At 36.5% G+C, this 17,004-nt stretch carries 20 protein-coding genes; 12 read left to right on the top strand and 8 right to left on the bottom strand.

The window, feature by feature from the left end; all coding sequences use genetic code 11:
- Nucleotides 1-203 precede the first annotated feature (203 nt).
- The gene (locus HS5_RS07820) at nt 204-1,088 is read left to right on the top strand and encodes a pirin family protein (protein ID WP_236750735.1); all 885 of its coding nucleotides are present in this window, start codon (nt 204-206) and stop codon (nt 1,086-1,088) included.
- A gap of 88 nt (nt 1,089-1,176) precedes the next feature.
- Nucleotides 1,177-2,187 (top strand): ATP-binding protein, encoded by a 1,011-nt coding sequence (locus HS5_RS07825; RefSeq protein WP_236750737.1) that lies wholly within the window; start codon nt 1,177-1,179, stop codon nt 2,185-2,187.
- Here HS5_RS07825 and HS5_RS07830 read toward each other — a convergent pair.
- The 3 genes from HS5_RS07830 to HS5_RS07840 are packed head-to-tail and all read right to left on the bottom strand — an operon-like array spanning nt 2,165 to nt 4,657.
- Entirely contained in the window at nt 2,165-2,566 is a 402-nt protein-coding gene (locus HS5_RS07830; RefSeq protein WP_236750739.1) for an alpha-E domain-containing protein, read from the bottom strand. The genes HS5_RS07825 and HS5_RS07830 overlap by 23 nt on opposite strands.
- On the bottom strand, nt 2,559-3,359 hold the full coding sequence (locus HS5_RS07835) for a transglutaminase family protein (RefSeq protein WP_236750741.1): 801 nt from the start codon (nt 3,357-3,359) through the stop codon (nt 2,559-2,561). The genes HS5_RS07830 and HS5_RS07835 overlap by 8 nt, the downstream gene beginning before the upstream one ends.
- Nucleotides 3,347-4,657: a circularly permuted type 2 ATP-grasp protein gene (locus HS5_RS07840; RefSeq protein WP_236750743.1), complete on the bottom strand. Its 1,311-nt coding sequence runs from the start codon at nt 4,655-4,657 to the stop codon at nt 3,347-3,349. The genes HS5_RS07835 and HS5_RS07840 overlap by 13 nt, the downstream gene beginning before the upstream one ends.
- 744 nt (nt 4,658-5,401) lie before the next feature.
- Here HS5_RS07840 and HS5_RS07845 point away from each other — a divergent pair.
- Together HS5_RS07845 and HS5_RS07850 are read left to right on the top strand one after the other, a co-directional pair.
- Nucleotides 5,402-7,231 carry a 2-oxoacid:ferredoxin oxidoreductase subunit alpha gene (locus HS5_RS07845; protein WP_236750745.1) on the top strand — a complete coding sequence of 610 codons (1,830 nt, stop codon included), beginning with the start codon at nt 5,402-5,404 and terminating at the stop codon, nt 7,229-7,231.
- Nucleotides 7,218-8,111, top strand: a complete 894-nt coding sequence (locus tag HS5_RS07850; RefSeq protein ID WP_236750746.1) for a 2-oxoacid:ferredoxin oxidoreductase subunit beta — start codon at nt 7,218-7,220, stop codon at nt 8,109-8,111. The genes HS5_RS07845 and HS5_RS07850 overlap by 14 nt, the downstream gene beginning before the upstream one ends.
- Before the next feature lie 5 nt (nt 8,112-8,116).
- On the opposite strand, the gene HS5_RS07855 is transcribed toward HS5_RS07850, so the two are convergent.
- The gene (locus HS5_RS07855) at nt 8,117-8,380 is read right to left on the bottom strand and encodes a hypothetical protein (protein ID WP_236750747.1); all 264 of its coding nucleotides are present in this window, start codon (nt 8,378-8,380) and stop codon (nt 8,117-8,119) included.
- Between the two features lie 194 nt (nt 8,381-8,574).
- Between HS5_RS07855 and HS5_RS07860 the strand changes: the two genes are divergently transcribed.
- Nucleotides 8,575-9,219 (top strand): peroxiredoxin, encoded by a 645-nt coding sequence (locus tag HS5_RS07860; protein WP_236750748.1) that lies wholly within the window; start codon nt 8,575-8,577, stop codon nt 9,217-9,219.
- A 17-nt stretch (nt 9,220-9,236) separates the two neighbouring features.
- Here HS5_RS07860 and HS5_RS07865 read toward each other — a convergent pair whose 3' ends face one another.
- Nucleotides 9,237-9,752, bottom strand: coding sequence for a type 1 glutamine amidotransferase domain-containing protein (locus HS5_RS07865; protein WP_236750749.1), 516 nt, complete (start codon nt 9,750-9,752; stop codon nt 9,237-9,239).
- A 75-nt stretch (nt 9,753-9,827) separates the two neighbouring features.
- On the opposite strand from HS5_RS07865, the gene HS5_RS07870 reads away from it, so the two are divergent.
- The 5 genes from HS5_RS07870 (at nt 9,828) to HS5_RS07890 (ending at nt 13,966) form a co-directional block, all read left to right on the top strand.
- Nucleotides 9,828-10,565 carry a CBS domain-containing protein gene (locus HS5_RS07870; RefSeq protein WP_236750750.1) on the top strand — a complete coding sequence of 246 codons (738 nt, stop codon included), beginning with the start codon at nt 9,828-9,830 and terminating at the stop codon, nt 10,563-10,565.
- Nucleotides 10,566-10,655: 90 nt separating this feature from the next.
- Complete coding sequence (locus HS5_RS07875) at nt 10,656-11,078, top strand: CBS domain-containing protein (protein WP_236750752.1); 423 nt, start codon at nt 10,656-10,658, stop codon at nt 11,076-11,078.
- A gap of 1 nt (nt 11,079) precedes the next feature.
- The gene (gene gltA, locus HS5_RS07880; RefSeq protein ID WP_236750754.1) at nt 11,080-12,213 is read left to right on the top strand and encodes a citrate synthase; all 1,134 of its coding nucleotides are present in this window, start codon (nt 11,080-11,082) and stop codon (nt 12,211-12,213) included.
- Between the two features lie 110 nt (nt 12,214-12,323).
- Nucleotides 12,324-13,517: an acyl-CoA dehydrogenase family protein gene (locus HS5_RS07885; RefSeq protein ID WP_236750755.1), complete on the top strand. Its 1,194-nt coding sequence runs from the start codon at nt 12,324-12,326 to the stop codon at nt 13,515-13,517.
- A 125-nt stretch (nt 13,518-13,642) separates the two neighbouring features.
- Nucleotides 13,643-13,966 carry a helix-turn-helix domain-containing protein gene (locus HS5_RS07890; protein WP_236750756.1) on the top strand — a complete coding sequence of 108 codons (324 nt, stop codon included), beginning with the start codon at nt 13,643-13,645 and terminating at the stop codon, nt 13,964-13,966.
- A gap of 15 nt (nt 13,967-13,981) precedes the next feature.
- On the opposite strand, the gene HS5_RS07895 is transcribed toward HS5_RS07890, so the two are convergent.
- On the bottom strand, nt 13,982-14,905 hold the full coding sequence (locus HS5_RS07895) for a lactate/malate dehydrogenase family protein (RefSeq protein WP_236750757.1): 924 nt from the start codon (nt 14,903-14,905) through the stop codon (nt 13,982-13,984).
- A 205-nt stretch (nt 14,906-15,110) separates the two neighbouring features.
- On the opposite strand from HS5_RS07895, the gene HS5_RS07900 reads away from it, so the two are divergent.
- Nucleotides 15,111-15,419, top strand: coding sequence for a hypothetical protein (locus tag HS5_RS07900; RefSeq protein ID WP_236753497.1), 309 nt, complete (start codon nt 15,111-15,113; stop codon nt 15,417-15,419).
- Nucleotides 15,406-15,867, top strand: coding sequence for a hypothetical protein (locus HS5_RS07905; RefSeq protein WP_236750758.1), 462 nt, complete (start codon nt 15,406-15,408; stop codon nt 15,865-15,867). Before HS5_RS07900 ends, HS5_RS07905 begins: the two co-directional genes overlap by 14 nt.
- 159 nt (nt 15,868-16,026) lie before the next feature.
- Here HS5_RS07905 and HS5_RS07910 read toward each other — a convergent pair whose 3' ends face one another.
- Nucleotides 16,027-16,545 carry a hypothetical protein gene (locus tag HS5_RS07910; RefSeq protein ID WP_236750759.1) on the bottom strand — a complete coding sequence of 173 codons (519 nt, stop codon included), beginning with the start codon at nt 16,543-16,545 and terminating at the stop codon, nt 16,027-16,029.
- Nucleotides 16,546-16,554: 9 nt separating this feature from the next.
- The gene (locus tag HS5_RS07915; protein ID WP_236750761.1) at nt 16,555-16,947 is read right to left on the bottom strand and encodes a hypothetical protein; all 393 of its coding nucleotides are present in this window, start codon (nt 16,945-16,947) and stop codon (nt 16,555-16,557) included.
- Between the last annotated feature and the right edge of the window lie 57 nt (nt 16,948-17,004).

Here is a 17,004-nt window from a genome sequence, read left to right on the forward strand (position 1 = left end):
ATTGGTTTAATCTCTTTATAGCTCTTATACTTGAAACGGGTATGACAATATTGTATACTAATAAATTCCAATAATAAAGCCTCGACTGAAATAGTAATTACTATTTATTAATGATCCGAGTTTGTAAGGAATTTTTTCTCTATATAAGATAACCATAACTATGTTGAACTACTTATATAATTATAAAAAATTACGATTAAATCATGATAAGAAAAGTTTCCGGCTTAATACAAGGAAGGTATACATACGACGGTGCAGGAGTTAAGCTGTACAGAGTATTCGGAGGTACATCAACTTATCACTTAACGGATCCTTTTCTACTCTTGGACTTCTTTGGCTCATCTAACGTTGAAGATTACATTAACGGCTTCCCTTGGCATCCTCACAGAGGGATAGAAACTGTAACTTACTTAATACAAGGTAAGGTGGAACATGAGGACAGTGAAGGAAATAAAGGAGTTATTTACCCTGGAGAAGCTCAATGGATGACTGCTGGCAGTGGAATATTCCACCAAGAAATGCCTAAGCCACTTGACGAGAAAGATATTCTTCATACTCCTATCTTAACTACGGAAAATAAGGGATTACAATTATGGATAAACCTTCCGGCTAGCAAGAAAATGACATCTCCGGTGTACAGAGACGTGAGAAAAATTCCTAAGGTAAAGATAGATAAAGGTGAGATCCAGATTCTTTCTGGGCAATTCATGGGAGTTGACGGAGTAGTAAACGCAGGAAAGGACGTAGATCCTACTTACCTTGATGTTAAACTTGAGGAAGAAGGAGAATTTCATCACGTAGTACATCCTAAATATACAGTATTGGCTTTCATAATTGAAGGCTCAGTAGACTTCCCAGTTAAAGTGAGTGAAGGGAACTTATTGATATTTGACGAAGGAGATGAAGTCGTAATAAAGAGTAGAAAAGGAGTAAGGTTAATTTTGCTTTCCGGTAAGCCTTTAAGGGAAGAGATAGCCTGGTATGGTCCTATAGTAATGAACACTGAGGAGCAGATTGTTGAGGCCTTAAATGATTTAAGGAGAGGTACTTTCGTTAGGGATACGAAACCCGAGAAGATAACTTTCTAAATGCTATATTAGTTACTAATATGGGTACTTTGAGCTAGCCCGCAACCAAGCAATGGCTAAATATGAGAATGCTATATTAGTTACTAATATGGCTATCTGTAAGCTGTTTGATCCTTATCCTAAGGATAGTAGGGAGAATTTTTTCGATGAGGAAGAAATAATAAGCGAAGTAGAGAAACTGCTTTCCGGAAAATTTTGGCCATTAATTTTAGGTCCTAAAAGGATGGGTAAGACGTCAATTTTGAAAATTGTAGTCAAGGAATTAGGAGGAATTTATATTGACGCGTCGAGTATAAGGTCAATAAAAGAGCTTGGAAATTCCATTCTTGAAAATTCTGTTACAAAATTCCAACTTGATCTAAAAATTTTCAAAGTAGAGATAGAGAAAAAACCAGTATCTACAATAAGGAGTATCTTAAACAAGTTAGGTAACACAATTCTAGCTATAGATGAGGTTCAGAATATTACCTCTCCTTGGTTAATTTCCCTACTCTCTACAGCATATAATGAGTCTGAGGTAAGGTTTGCGTTTACTGGTTCCATGATAGGATTGTCCAGAGCTCTGTTAGGAAGTAGCAAAGGTAAAAAATTAAGCACTCAGTTTAAAGGGAGGCCGATAGTGAGGATCGAAATTTCCCCTTTTAATGAGGAAATGAGCAGGAAATTTCTAGACTTCGGCAGACAATCCTGCGGAGTTAAGATGAGCGACGATGAGATTGTAGATGCAGTAAAAACTTATAGGGGAATAGTCGGTTGGCTAACGTACTACGGAAACTTCAGGAGTCTGGGTTACAGCCATGAGAAAGCTAAGGAAATGGTTAATCAAATAGCTGAGAATCTGATAAAAGATGAGATAAAAACTCTCGGTAAGATAGAAAAGGCCATTATTAAGGCATTGAGCTTAGTAGATAATGCTAAGTGGAGTGACTTGAAGACAATCACTGAAAGCATTTACAGAAGTAGTATAAAGGATTGGAGCTTTAATCATGCTCTGGAGCAATTAATTTTATCCAGAATTGTTAGCAAAAATAAAGAGGAAAAAGAGTATTCATTAACAGATCCAATGTACAAGCTTGCTAAGAGCTTGACTGAGTTTTAATTTCCTCCTGCTTCCTTGGTAGATTAGTGTTGACTGTGGGTTTAAGCTGATCTTCTATTACCTCTCCTAGGTAAAGTGTTGATTTTAAAACTGAAGAGAAGTATCCTCTTAACTCTGTAGTTGACGAATATATTGCACCCTCAAGAGAGGATAAAGCATTCATTACCTTTTCGTCAGCAAAAGACCTTATATCCTCCCTCAGCATTTCGAAATTTTCTATTAAATATTTCTGGACGTCATTGTTTATTCCTAGATACGAAGGTATTGAAGAAACATCCCCGCCTTTATCTATAGTCAGCATACACATCCTACTTATATTTTCAATTCTCTCTAAATATCTCCCTGCCCAAAATACCTTATATGCCAAACTTTTAATCAATTTTTCTCACCATAACTGTGAGTTTTTTAAGCCAACCCCTTCCTCTACTTACAAAAGTTCCTAAAACCGGGGAAGTATCGTAATAATCTCTACCTATTGCAAATTTCACATAAGCTAGACTATAGAACCTCTTCCTTGTAGGGTCGACGGGAATCCAGCCTGAAGGAGATTTGAACTCAACCCATGCGTGAGTACTCACGGGGTTATCGTTAACTAAACCCATGACATACCTTGACGGAATTCCTGAAGCCCTTAGTATTCCTATAGTAATTTGAGCGAAATCCTGACAGACTCCCATTCCGAGCTCAAAGCTCTCCCTTGCAGTAGTATCTACGTTAGTTGATCCTTCTTTATATTTTAGCCTACCTCTCACAATTTCTACAGTATTTTTGACAAGGTCGTCAAGAGTCTTTGAAGACTTTAAAAGTTCCTTAGCTATAGGTCTAAAGTACTCAACGTCTATAAGTCTACTGGAATTCAGAAATACCCCGTCCTTAACGTGACAAGGTAAAATATAGTCCTCAAACTCCTTAACCTTTACATTAACTGAGCTGTTACTCCTTATCAGTAAGGAGTAATGAGGTTCAATCACTTTAAGCCTGTATACAGTATTGCCGAACATGTCCTTATAACTCGTTTTATATCCTTTAGGTTCAGTATCTACGATCTCTTTAATTACTTCTTGGTTATCCCCATCGTAAGGCACAATTTTTAGAGTATTATCGTTACTAGTTACTACGTCTTCATACTCATATTTAGCCTCATAAACTACGCGGAACTTTAAACTATCCATACGGGCTTCACCAGACCTCCAGAGGAGTTATTAGTAACCCTGCTTCCTACTGGAGCTACCCTACTTAGGATTGAAGTTGACGCATCATCGACGAAAACGAAGACTCTTAAGTCAGCATAAGCTTGATAAAATGAATCTCCAATTGCGGAAATTACAGTATCAAAATCAAGGAGTTCTTGAGCCATAAATTCTTCAGGAGATTTCCTTACCTCGTTAAGTACCTTTTTCTTTTCATCTTCACTCATATCGTGTAAAACGAAAGTACCTGAACCTCCGTAACCTTCCCTCCTTTTTATTACCATGTTCCTTATCTTATCCTCAATATCCTCCTTTGTAGTGCCTATAGGGAAAGAGAAAGGTTGCCTAACTCCTTCCTTTATTCCTAACTCCTCCATTATCTGGGGCATAAAGCAAAATGTTATTTTATCATCTGCTATCCCTGTTCCGGGAGCATTAACTATATTAACCCACCCCCTTAAGTACGCCTTCATTAATCCTGGGGTTAAGAAATCCAGATCTTCTATCCTCCTATAAATAACGTCAACGTGAACTTCCCCTTCAAGAGTAGAGACTGTAACTTCCTCATCCCTTATATTAATATCTGAGGGCTCAACCAACATGACGTCTAACTTATCTGAGTAGAACTTATGCTCAAAATATGCTGAGTTTAGTGTGCCGTCAGTTAGTATTGCAATTACTGGGTCTCTGGTATCTGAGGCTGAAGCTAAAGTTTTCCTCAGCTTTTCTAACCCGTCACCTTCATTTCCCTTAATTGAAAAGTGTTCTCCTAAAATTCTTTCAGTTAGCTCGTTGGATTTTATTGCGTAGCTCATTCCAGAAGGTATTCTAACGTTGTCTTCCAAAATAAGTGGAATTCCTTTAACTTTAACTAAATCTTCTCCAAAGATATAAACGTAAATACCTTTAGGCGGATCAAAACCCATCATCTCCGGCCTAAAGTAAGGTGAAGTCTCTATCAAATCTTCTGGAACGACCATCTTATCTCCGTGATAGTAAGAATAAAGGAATTTATTTATTGCCTCTCCTCTGCTTTTTAGGCCTTCAGAAATCTTCCAGAACTCATCCTTTTTTAAAATTCTAGGTATGGGATCAACTTTTATAGATCTGTAATAATTACCGGTATAGAAAGTGAATCCTTCCCTATAAGCTAGTTCATTTATTAAGTGTACATATTTAAAGAAGTCCGGTATCCTTTCAAGGTTGGAGAGTAAGCTCTTATATTGCTCTCCCTCATACTCTAGGTCACTTGCCTTATTTGTTCGTTTAATCTTTATCATTGTTTATACATATTTTCAGCAAATATAAAAGTATTATTGAACTTAATATAAAAAATGAGGCGAGTATACCATGTTATTTATAAAAAGTATTTATCATTCTCACACTTATGAATGAAGTAAAGTGAAAGAAAGTTAAAACAAAAACTTTTCATATTTTTTGGTAATATACTGAGTTAGGACTTAAAGGTTCTATATATAACAACACTGTCTGACATATGATTCCTGCTATTTCACAGAGTTATACGCGTTGTGTGCTGTCTCATGATTTGTCCCTGACCTTCATGATTCGACTATGTTCATAGAGAATACAAAGGTGCAAGAAGTTTTTACTAATTAAGAGGGAAATTTTCTAAATCTAAGATAGAGAAGGAATATTATCACGATATTAGAAAAATGGCGAAAATATGAATGTTAAAACCTATTTTATTTACGCAGACTATTTGATACATTATTCTTAATACTCCTGGTTATGAGTATAATAACGTATATTCTTTCACTTATAAAGAAAAATATGAGATTTATATTTGTGAGATGATTTTAGAGTTTACCGTAAACGGCGAAGTTTTCCCCTTTTGAACTCCTATTTTTATAAATACTTTACTGTTTAGACACTTTGTTATTTAACATTTTATATTAAGATCTTCTATTGTGCACAATAATTTGCTTAAACTTTTTTAGTAAACTTTTTATCATTCATTATATTCTTTTAAATATTCGTTTTTCATAATTATAGATTGAGGAAGAATGAAAATTACTTGGATGATAGGAGGAGCACAAGGAACAGGAGTTGACACCTCTGCCAACATTTTCGGCAATGCGATAGCTAGAGCGGGATATTATATTTACGGTAACAGGGAATATTATTCTAACATAAAAGGCAGGCATTCTTACTTTAACCTAACAATAAGCGATGAGAGAGCTAGGAGTATTTCTCATAAGGTTGATATTTTAGCCTCATTTGATGCGGAAACTGTGTTTCAACACTATCAAGATGTTCAGAAAGTTCTCATTTACAATAAAGGGATAGTTAACACTGAAAAGGAGAGAATACAAAGTATAGAGCCGGAAACTGCAGAAAGAATACCTTTCAAGACTGTCAAAGAGGTAATTGATTATCTGGGAAACAAGGGGATCACAACAATCGGAATAGATTATGACGAAGTCCTGAAAAAAGTTGCTGAAGAAATGAAGCTTCCCCTTTCAGTTGTTGATAGAGCTAGGAACACTATCGCAATATCAGCATCTTACGATCTCTTAGGCTTAAGAAAGGATTATTTATACGACGCTTTAAAGAGAACTTTCAAGCAGGAAACTTTCGTAAAACTAAACATATGTGCTGCAGATAAAGTTGTGCTGTCTCCAATTTTCGACCTTAAAGAACTTCCGCAGAAGAAGAGGAGAATTCAAATAGACGGAAACACTGCAGTGGCTATAGGAAAAATTTACGGAGGGATAGGTTTTCAATCTTACTACCCAATAACTCCCGCAAGCGATGAAAGTACTTACATTGAGGCTCACCAAGAAGTCCTTTACGTAGATCCTGTAACCGGAGATAAGAGAAAGAGGACTATAGTAGTAGTTCAGGCAGAAGATGAATTAGCAGCAGTAAATATGGCTTCTGGAGCAGCATTAACTGGAGTTAGGGCGGCTACAGCAACTTCCGGCCCAGGATTTTCTCTAATGACTGAAGGGGTAGGTTGGGCTGGAATGAACGAAGTTCCCTTAGTAATAACTTATTACATGAGGGGAGGTCCTTCTACAGGCCAACCTACTAGGACTTCACAAGCAGACTTACTTTTTGCAATGCACGTAGGACACGGCGAGTTCCCAAGAATAGTTATTGCCTCTGGGGATCACGTAGAAGCTCTAAAGGATGCAGCCTGGGCTTTCAATTTGGCAGAAAAGTACCAGACTCCGGTAATTCATCTAGTTGAGAAAGCCTTAGCTAACGCGTATTCCATAGTAGACCTAGACGAGATAGGAGAAGATACGGAAATTGATAGGGGAATTTTCGGAGAAGGTAGCGAGAGGTTTAAGTTCACAGAGAACGGAATTTCTCCAAGGCTATTATTGGGAGAATCTACAATTTATTATACAGGAGATGAGCACAATACTTTCGGTCACATTTCTGAAGATCCCGTGAATAGGGTAAAAATGTATGAAAAGAGGATGAGAAAATTGGAAACTGCTGATAAGGAGATTCCGGAAGAAAAGAGGTATAATGTTTATGGAGATTTAGATTCAAAATATGCGATAGTAACTTGGGGTTCACCTAAAGGGGCAGTGTTGGATGCTGTTGAAGATATTGATCAGAAGTTTGCAGTATTTCAGCTAAGGATGTTTAATCCCTTCCCTAAGAGCTTGAAGAAGTTGCTTGAAGATAAGGAGAGGATTATAGATATCGAAGGAAATTATGAGGGACAAGTTGCAGTACTCCTAAAGCAGTACGGAGTTGAGGTCACAAATTACATACTTAAGTGGAACGGTAGACCTATGGGTAGGGATGAAGTAAAGGAAGGAATTCTATCCGCAATAAAAGGAGAGAAAAAGGTGGTGTTAAATGCAGGTAGCTGAATGGAATGATTGGTGCCCTGGCTGTGGAAATTTCGGTATATTAAATGCAGAACAGCAGGCAATATCGGAGCTCGGCATTGACTTGAAAAAAGTAGTTTTAGTATCCGGTATAGGGTGTTCTGGTAAATTACCGCACTTCGTTAGGATTCCAGTTTCCGGTGTCCATACACTTCACGGTAGAGCAATACCTTTCGCTATAGGAGTTAAATTAGCTAACCCAGAGTTAGAGGTAATAGTTAATGCGGGAGATGGCGACCAGTTAGGTATAGGAGTTGGACATTTTGTCAGTGTAGGAAGGAGGAATGTTGATATAACTGTAATAGTCCACGATAACGGAGTTTATGGACTGACTAAAGGTCAAGCTTCACCAACGCTGAAAAAAGGTGAAAAAACTAAGTCATTACCAAAGCCGAATATAAATGATGACATAAATCCCTTGGCCGTAGCCTTAGCTTCTGGATATACTTTTGTTGCAAGAGGCTATGCATATGACGTAAAGCACTTAAAGGAGTTAATAAAAGAAGCTATAAAGCATAAAGGTTTAGCCTTAGTAGATATTCTCCAGCCCTGTCCTACTTATAACGATATAAACACTAAGGAGTGGTACGATAAGAGGATTTACAAACTCGATTGGGATCCAGTAGTGAGGAATGAGGAAGATAAGAAAAAGAAGTACCTGCAAGCAATGGAGAAGGCGTTAGAGTGGGGAGATAAAATACCAATAGGGATATTCTACAAGGAAGAAAGGGATACTTTTGAAGATAGAATCTCGGTCTCAAGTCCCAGCTATAAAATATTATCTCCTGCTAAAGTAAAGATAGAGAAAGAAGGAAAGCCGACTACAATAATAGATGAAATATTGAGAGAAAAAGAAGTATAATTCATTTATCCTTTTTCTTTCTCCACTTTTTCTAGTTCATCCGTTAATTCTAAACACGACATCTCATAATATCTAGTTCTAGTGTCTTCTAAGCAAATTTTGCTTCTTATTGCTCCCCTTTCCTTTAGTATTTTTATAGCTTCCCTTAAAGTCCTATCGGGAAGGAGAGTTTCCTCTTTTAATTCCTTAAATGTAGTCTTTCCTTTCATCTCTATAACTTTTAAAACAAGCTTTGCGGAGCAAGGAAGGTCTTCAAACTTTCTATCCATAATATTAACTTAGTCTCAGGAGATTTAAGCTAATGCTTTATACTTTTTAATTTAAACACTGTTAAAGATAATCGCGATATAAAGTTAGGACTTTTAACATAAAATTTTTTCATTTATACATATACATCGATAAATGCAAATTTTGCACAAATAGTCTAATTTATATTATTTTACTCTAATACATAGTAGAGAACATGAAACTCTATCAAAAGTTCCCAGACGTGCAAGTCCTAACAACTAAGGGAGCAATAGATTTTTACAAAGATGTGTTCGGAAAAGGGAAATGGTTATTCCTCTTCGCCCATCCTGCGGATTTCACTCCAGTATGCACTACGGAATTCGTAGCTTTTGCAAAAGCATACGATGAGTTTAAGAGATTAAATGTAGAACTCGTGGGAATGAGCGTTGACAGTATATATTCTCATATTGCTTGGTTAAGTGACATAGAACAAAGGTATGGAATTAAAATTCCTTTCCCTCTAATAGCCGATCCTGATAAGAAATTAGCTAGAACTTTAGACATCATAGATGAAAACTCCGGCGTAACAATCAGGGCAGTATTTCTAGTAAATCCAGAAGGTACAATAAGGTTCATGGCTTATTACCCAATAGAATATGGAAGGAAGATTGAGGAACTACTAAGGATAACCAAGGCGGCTATAGTTAATTACAAGGCTAAAGTTTCCCTACCAGTAGACTGGGAGCCCGGAGGAGATGTTATAATACCTGCCCCAACGACTTTAGATGAAGCTGAGTTAAGAATGAAGTTACCTAATGCAAAGACGTGGTATTTAGCTTTTAAGAAGTACGAAGAACTATCTCCGGATCAAAAAGTATAACCTTTTTTCTTTCCTCTTTACATTTTCTTTCCTTTTAGCATTTTTATTAACGATGAGGCGAAGAAAGGTAAATCGCCTGGATGTCTAGAAGATATTAAGTTCTCGTCCTCAACTACTGGAGCATCAACGTATTCTCCTCCTGCAGCAATCACGTCATCTTTTATTGAAGATACTGAAGTCATTTTTCTACCTTTTACAACTCCTGCAGAAATTAAGATCTGAGGTCCGTGACAGATGGCAGCTACAGGCTTCTTTAGTTCAAAGAATTTTCTTGTGATTTCCTTAACTTCTGGTAGAGTTCTGATCTTTTCTGGTCCCCTTCCGCCTGGAATCACTAGGGCTAGATAATCTTCAACTTTAACTTCACTGAATGAGACATCAGCTATTACGCTATATCCATGCTTTCCTATAATCTTTCCTCCTCTCTCTTTTCCTGCAATTACTGGCTTAAAACCTTCTTCTATTATCCTATAAAAAGGATAAAGAAGTTCTATATCTTCAAACTCATCTCCGGCTATAAATAATACCTTCATATTTCATTTTCGCAGTATGCAAATAAAAGTTTGTAGGAACAAAAGTTTATGAATGAGAAAAAGATAATTATAATTATGAAAGTAGGAGATGTAATGAGTAAAATAGTAGTGACAGTAAGCGGTGAAGATAGCGGAAAAGAAATAATTAACGTGCTCTCAACTATACCTTCTGGAAGAGTAATAGTAATGGATAGAGAAGAGGCAGTAGGTATAATATCCTCCAGAGATGTGGTCAACGCTTATTCAAAATTTGAGGATGATATATTTGAGGCCAAAGCTGAAGATATTGCAACTCATGGAATAATTACCGTAGACGAGGACGAGGAAGTAAGTGACGCTGTGAGGATTATGGCTAGTAAGAAGATTGGAAGCTTAGTAGTGACCTCAAGTAAGACACTAAGGGGAATTTTTACTGAAAGGGATTTAATAAGGTTACTGTCGAAGATGATGTTCTCTGGAATAGTTGAATCAATAATGACTTCTAACGTTGTAACAATTCCTCCTGATGTGGACTTGCTTTTTGCGTCGAAATTAATGGAATATGAAGGAATAAGAAGGTTACCTGTAGTCAGGGGAAGGGAAGTTGAGGGAATCGTAACTGCTGCAGACATAGTTAAAGCTTTAGCAAAAGGTCTTCATACTGTGAACGAAATAGAGACTAAGAACCCTTTTGTAATAAGTGGTACAGATACAATAATGAAGGCAGTAAAGATCATGAACGAGAAGAGAATAGGTTCTCTATTAGTTGACGGAATTAAAGGTATCGTAACGGAAAGAGATATACTTTACGCGTCATTAAATGAAATACGTTAATTTTTCTTCCTTCTTTTTAAAGTTTAAAATAATTCCTATAATACCTTATTAGAGATACTTTTATAATTATCTAAAAGTATATTATAATTTATGGCAAGTAAAGTTAAATTCCTAATATCAAAGACTCCAATAACTGCAGAAAAAGGGACTAAAGTAGAGGACGTTATTAAAATAATGGCTTCAATGAACATAGGTTCTGTAGTAATTACTGACAAGGAGAAGCCAGTAGGTATAATTACTGAAAGGGATATAGTAAAGGCTTTAGCGAAAGGAATACCTCTCATAGAGAAAATTGAGAATGTAGGAACAATGGATTTAATTACCGTGTATGAGGACGACACAGTTTACACTGCTGCAGAAAAGATGAACAAATACGGCATACGTCATTTGGTTGTTATAGATAAAGAAGGGAATTTCAAGGGAGTAATTTCTATCAGAGACCTCATAAGGGAAAGCTATGTCTTGAAGGCTTTGGCTACAGTTTCACAGGAAGAATGGTTAGGAAGTGATTAAAATGAGTGAAGTAAGCAAAGGTTTAGAAAACGTCTTTATAAAAACTACATCACTTACTTACATCGACGGAGAAGCGGGAATTTTACGTTACGGAGGATACGATATTAACGATTTAGTGGAAAACTGCGAGTATGAGGAAATAATCCACTTAATGCTTTTCGGAGAACTACCTACTTCTTCACAGCTATCTAAAATAAAGGAAAAAATAAACGAGAGTTATAACGTTCCTTATCAAGTATTTGAAGTGCTAGAACACTTACCTCACGACGCAGACGCTGTAGGAATGCTTGAGACTGCATTTAGCATGCTTGGTTCCTTTTATAACTATCCATGGAATAAGGAAGAGAACAAATGGAGAGCTATAGAAGTAATAGCAAAAACTTCAACTTTAGTTTCAAACATTTACAGAATAAAGGAAGGATTAAAGCCTAAAGTCCCTGAACCTTCAGGGAGTTATGCAAGGACTTTCCTAGAAACAGCGTTTTCCAGAAAGCCTTCAGAAGAGGAGGTAAAGGCTATGAACGCTACTTTAATAATCTATACAGATCACGAAGTACCGGCATCAACTACTGCTGCTCTAGTTACTGCATCTACATTATCTGACATGTATTCTTGCATGGTTTCCGCATTAGCAGCGCTAAAAGGTCCGCTTCACGGAGGAGCAGCAGAGGCTACATTTGAACAGCTTAAAGAAATAGGCGATGAAGGAAAAGTAGAAGATTGGTTCGACGAGAAAATAATAAAGGAAAAGAACAGACTAATGGGTTTTGGGCACAGGGTTTACAAGACTTACGATCCAAGGGCTAAGATATTTAAAAAATATGCAGAAACGTTGGCAAAAACCCCAGACGCAGAAAAGTACTACAAGATAGCTACAAAACTGGAGGAGTTGGGAATTAAGCATTTTGCTGAAAAGAAGATTTATCCAAACGTCGACTTCTACTCCGGAATTGTCTTCTACTCTCTCGGATTTCCTGAGTACATGTATACTACCTTGTTTGCGTTATCTAGAGTTTTAGGATGGCTGGCTCATATAATAGAATACGTCGAGGAACAACACAGGTTAATTAGACCTAGAGCGTTATACGTTGGACCAATAAAGAGGGATTTCGTACCATTAAAATATAGAGGATAAAAGGAGATATGTGAGAGAAAATCAATTCTTTTTTTATGTTTTTATACACACTCACTTTCTCCGCGATGCAATCAAGGAGTTCTTATTACTAAATTATACTCAATCGAGAGATGAATATTTATTTTCCAGATCGTCTTTCTGATATGGACTTCGAATTTTCTGATGAGGAAAAGATTTTCCAAGAAAACCTTAGAGAGTACTTTTCAAAATCCCTGAGGCCTAGATTAAGGGAAATAGATGAAAAAGGAATACCAAAGGATTTCATATTAGATGCAACAAAGCTGGGATTGTGGTCTTTAACTTTCTCAGAAGACGTTGGAGGTCAACACGCGTCATTCACATTAGCATCTATAGCTGCAGAAGAAATTGCAAGATCTGACTTTACCATGGCTACAGCAGTATTTTTCCTCTTAGAAAATAGTTGGGGCTACATTTTAGATAAATACGGTTCAGAAGAACTAAGAAAGGAAGTTCTGCCTAAAGTCGTTAGCGGAGAGAATTTCCTGGGAATAGCTTCAACAGAACCTACTGGAGGTAGTGACGTCGCAAACTTAAAAACTTCAGCCAAAAAAGAGGGCGGAAAGTATGTAATTAACGGAGAAAAGGCTTACATAAGTGGAGTTATGGAGGCAAAAGAGTTAGGTGGTGGACACTTAACTTTAGTTAGGACTGGAGAAAAAGGACATAAAGGAATATCCATAATTTATATTCCAATAAATTTGGAAGGAATTTCAGTATCTAAGATAGAAAATATGGGCAGAATGGGAATCTCAACTGGAATAATAAAATATAACAATGTGAAAATAGACGAGAAGTATCTCGTAGGAGAAGAGAACAAAGGTTTTTACTATGCAATGGACGGGTTTAACCATGCTAGAGTTTTAGTTGCGTCCGCATGCATAGGTTCTGCAGAAGCTATACTTGATGAAGGGTTAAAGTATATAAAAGAGAGAGAAGCTTTTGGAGTTAAATTAAAGGATCTTCAATCGATAGCTTTTGAAGCTGCAGAGCTTTATACAAAGATTGAAATGGCTAGACTTTTGGTTTATAAATCAGCCTGGATGTTGGACAACGAGGAAAAATTCAAGAGCGAAATACCGAAGTTTTCTGCAATGGTTAAGCTGATTGCTCCGCAGACTGCGTTTGAAGTAATAAAGAGTGTCATGATGTGGTTCGGAGCTTACGGTTATACGAAAGATGCGGTAATTGAGGCCGGCATGAGGGGGCTCATGTCCTATTTATTGGGCGCAGAAGGAGCTCTAAATGTTATGAAGTTAATAATCTCAAGAGAAATACTTAAGTGAGCCTTTTTAACATATTATTGACAACTATTAACTTTAGTTAAAAATTATTTTCTATAATTTATCTTAGTATAATCTTCAATAAAAAAGATAAAAAAGTTTTTTAGGTAGAATAACCATTATATCATATGGAAACGCAAATTGATGTAAGGCACAATATAAAATGTTGTTATAAGCTTAGTGAATCGGACGTTGATGTTTTCCTAAAAATACTCGAAATAAGGAGACCAATAACTTCACAAGAACTTTCTAAGTTACTGAGGGTGAGTAAAACCACAGTTGATGGAAGTTTAAAGAGGCTGGCAGATATAGGGCTAATAATAAGGAAAAAATCAGAAAACGGAAGAATAGGTAGACCTACTTATATATACTACTTACCCACAGGAATAGAAGAAAAAATAGAAAGCGATTTAAGGAAATGTGCTGACCAGATGCTTGGTACAAAAGTATAGAAATTTTTCCCTTTTTTAACTTATTATCTTCTCTTCTCCTCCTTCTATACTCTTTAACATTTCCTTGTATGCGTTATAATAGTCCTTCATAGCTGCAATCAAGTGCCACCTATCGTCTTCACTTAAGTGGTCTTCCAATGTTGGACCCATTTTACTTCCTACTACAGTAGGAATACTAACATGAATTATTTCATCCTCGTATTGCCTAGGTATAGCAATGCTCATTACCCTATTCTCGTTGAGGGCAATCGCCTTAATTATATCAGCAATTATTGTTCCAGGTCCCCAAGTAGTTCCACCCATTACTCTTATTATATCTGCAGGAATACTCTTTACGTATTTTTCCACTTGTTCTTTAGGAAGATCTCCAACTTGTTTCCTATCTACAGAAACGGTGCTCCACAGTACGACAGCATCCTCTCCGTGTTCTCCCCCAACAAAGCCGTCAACCAAACTAACGGGGACGTGAAGGATCTTTGAAATATAAGCTCTTAACCTCATGCTTTCCACTTGATCTCCAGTACTTATTACGTATTCTTTGGAGTACTTTGCAAAGACCGAAGCCATCATATCTACTGGATTTGATACCATTACGTAAATTGCTCCAGGGTTTCTTTTAGGCAATTCTTTAGCAAGTTGAATAATAATCTTTGCATTGTCAGCAAATAAATCCCTCCTACTCATCCCGGGCTTCCTCGGTCTTCCTGCAGTAATCACTATAATATCTGAACCCGTTACATCATCTAGGGAGTTAGTCCCAGTAATTTCAGTATCAATTCTTAGGGAAGCTAATGCATGTCTAAGCTCATGTTCGAATTTTTCGGGAAGTTCAGGAATGATATCATAAAGGATAACTTCATCGAATATTCCCTTAGTTATTGATGAGTAGGCTATTGTTTGTCCTATTTTTCCTACACCTATAAATGAAGCTTTTATCATAATTATCATGATAATATTCTCTGCTAAGAATTTAAACTTTACTTAATTTATTTATATTCGAAAAATATAAAGTTTAGTACATTTCGATATTAGTGTTAGGTCTAAAAATCATGAAAAAATGTTTATTAAATTCTTCTTATTAAACTGATAAAGTTATTATAATAACATTTATTAACCAAGTATACATATATACATATTGGTAGACATGAACTATTCAAGAATACCCGGACTGCTTGGAGTTTACAAGCTTCAAGGAGGCAAGTTCACAAAAGTTGAAGGTGGAGGAGTCAACATAGATTTAGATAAGCTGACAGACATAGTAATGGAGAACATGAGGATAGGAGAAGATGAAGCACAGAAAATAGGCTTAGGTTCACTGCAGGGATTTGCTATGATCTTAGACGATACAGGTTTTGCCTACATTAATGGCATACTGCTAGTCGTTGACGCAATGAAAACTAACTGGGATTTGGTTGTAAAAACAATGGAGGGGATAATGTATGAAAAAAGTTAAAGGATACATAGGTCACGTAAAAATAGATAAAGACGGCAAACCAGTGGAATCTAACGTGAATAATGCAGAAGAGATCGCTAAAATGTTGAAATTTAACGTAGAGAAAGGGAATCAAGAGGCTAAAGATCTAGGATTCAACAAAATGAACGGCTTTGCAATGTTCGGTTCAGATAAGAGCTTAACGTTCATGAAGGATACTGCCTTACTTGTTGATAATAAGAAAGCGGACTGGCAAGAATTATTTACTACCTATACATACATTAAATCCTGGCTAATAGGAGGAATAGCACTTCTAGTCATTTCCTTAATCCTCTATTACCTTGCAATATTCACGTCTTACATGGATTATTTTGCCCCAGAACCAAGATTTTACACTCCTACAATATTACTGTTAATCTCAGTATTTATGATACTGTTATCAAAATCTAAGTACAGCTATAGACTTTAATCCTTCTCTTTTTTGCTTTGCGGCTAGTCAATTTTTATCAAAGCTAAAAACTTATTTTTAATTCACATCTGATTTAGAATTTAATAAGAACTCGGGCTTAACGCCCAAGGAAATTGAAGTACAACTTCTTTATAAGAAGGGATTAAAGACTCTGTGCTTTCACTGAGGTAATTGCAGAAAAGATACTCCGAGTATCATGAGTATTACTGCCAAGGTTAGGAGTACAGCACCGAGTTTGGAGTAAAAAGATAGTTTAGCCTTCAGTTTTTCCACTTCCCTAATTGATGAAGGGTCTATTGATTTGTAAGCCTTAAATATTCTCTCAAAAAGAAACCCTATATTTAGGCCTACTAGAAATCCTGCAAGGCCCAGAATACCTCCTAACAATATGGAAAATCCCCATCCAGTGAGCAAAACCTTCTGAACTTCCTGCATCCCTCCGTCTTTATAATACCCTATCATGTAGTGAATGAACTCTCCAGCTCCAAATACCACGGTTATCATACCAGTAGATTCTATAAAAGACACAAGTGAAGGAAAAAGTGTAGTGAGAAATTCACCCTCATTTTCCACTTTTTCTAGCTTTGGAAAGAATAAACCAAAAAGGAGGACTGCTCCGTAATATATCATGCCGAAAAAACCGTGAACTACGTTCAAAATAAAGTTTATTGGTACCAATTTGCTCGCCTATAAAGAATAAACTACTGCACCTACGGAAGATATTATAGCTATCATGAAAGATATAGCCATTAGATAAGAAAAGTCGTAGTTATAAGTAGCGTAAAAAGCTAAACCGCCTGCAGCTGCTAAACCAACAAACACCGCAGTTGTAATCCCAAGGTAAAATAAGTCCTTCCTATTGCTCAAATAAGTTAACGAGAATAGGAGAACGGCACCTAATCCACTGAGCAATGCAAGGCTTAAGTGAGCAGAAAGTATTGCGGCCATCCATGCTTCCTTTATTGGAAATTGATCGTTCAACAGAGTGGTTATTCCTGCTATGAAAGCCCCCATGAGTAAGATAGTTTCAACAGTAGATGCAACTAAAACAGGAGTATTCCTACCTACTTGCGAAGCCATAGATCATCAAAATAAGATTGTTTTAACTATTAAATAAATCTTTCATCAAAAAATTCG

Origin of the sequence: Acidianus sp. HS-5 (genome assembly GCF_021655615.1) — an archaeon.
In the GTDB taxonomy this organism is placed as follows: Archaea; Thermoproteota; Thermoprotei_A; order Sulfolobales; family Sulfolobaceae; genus Acidianus.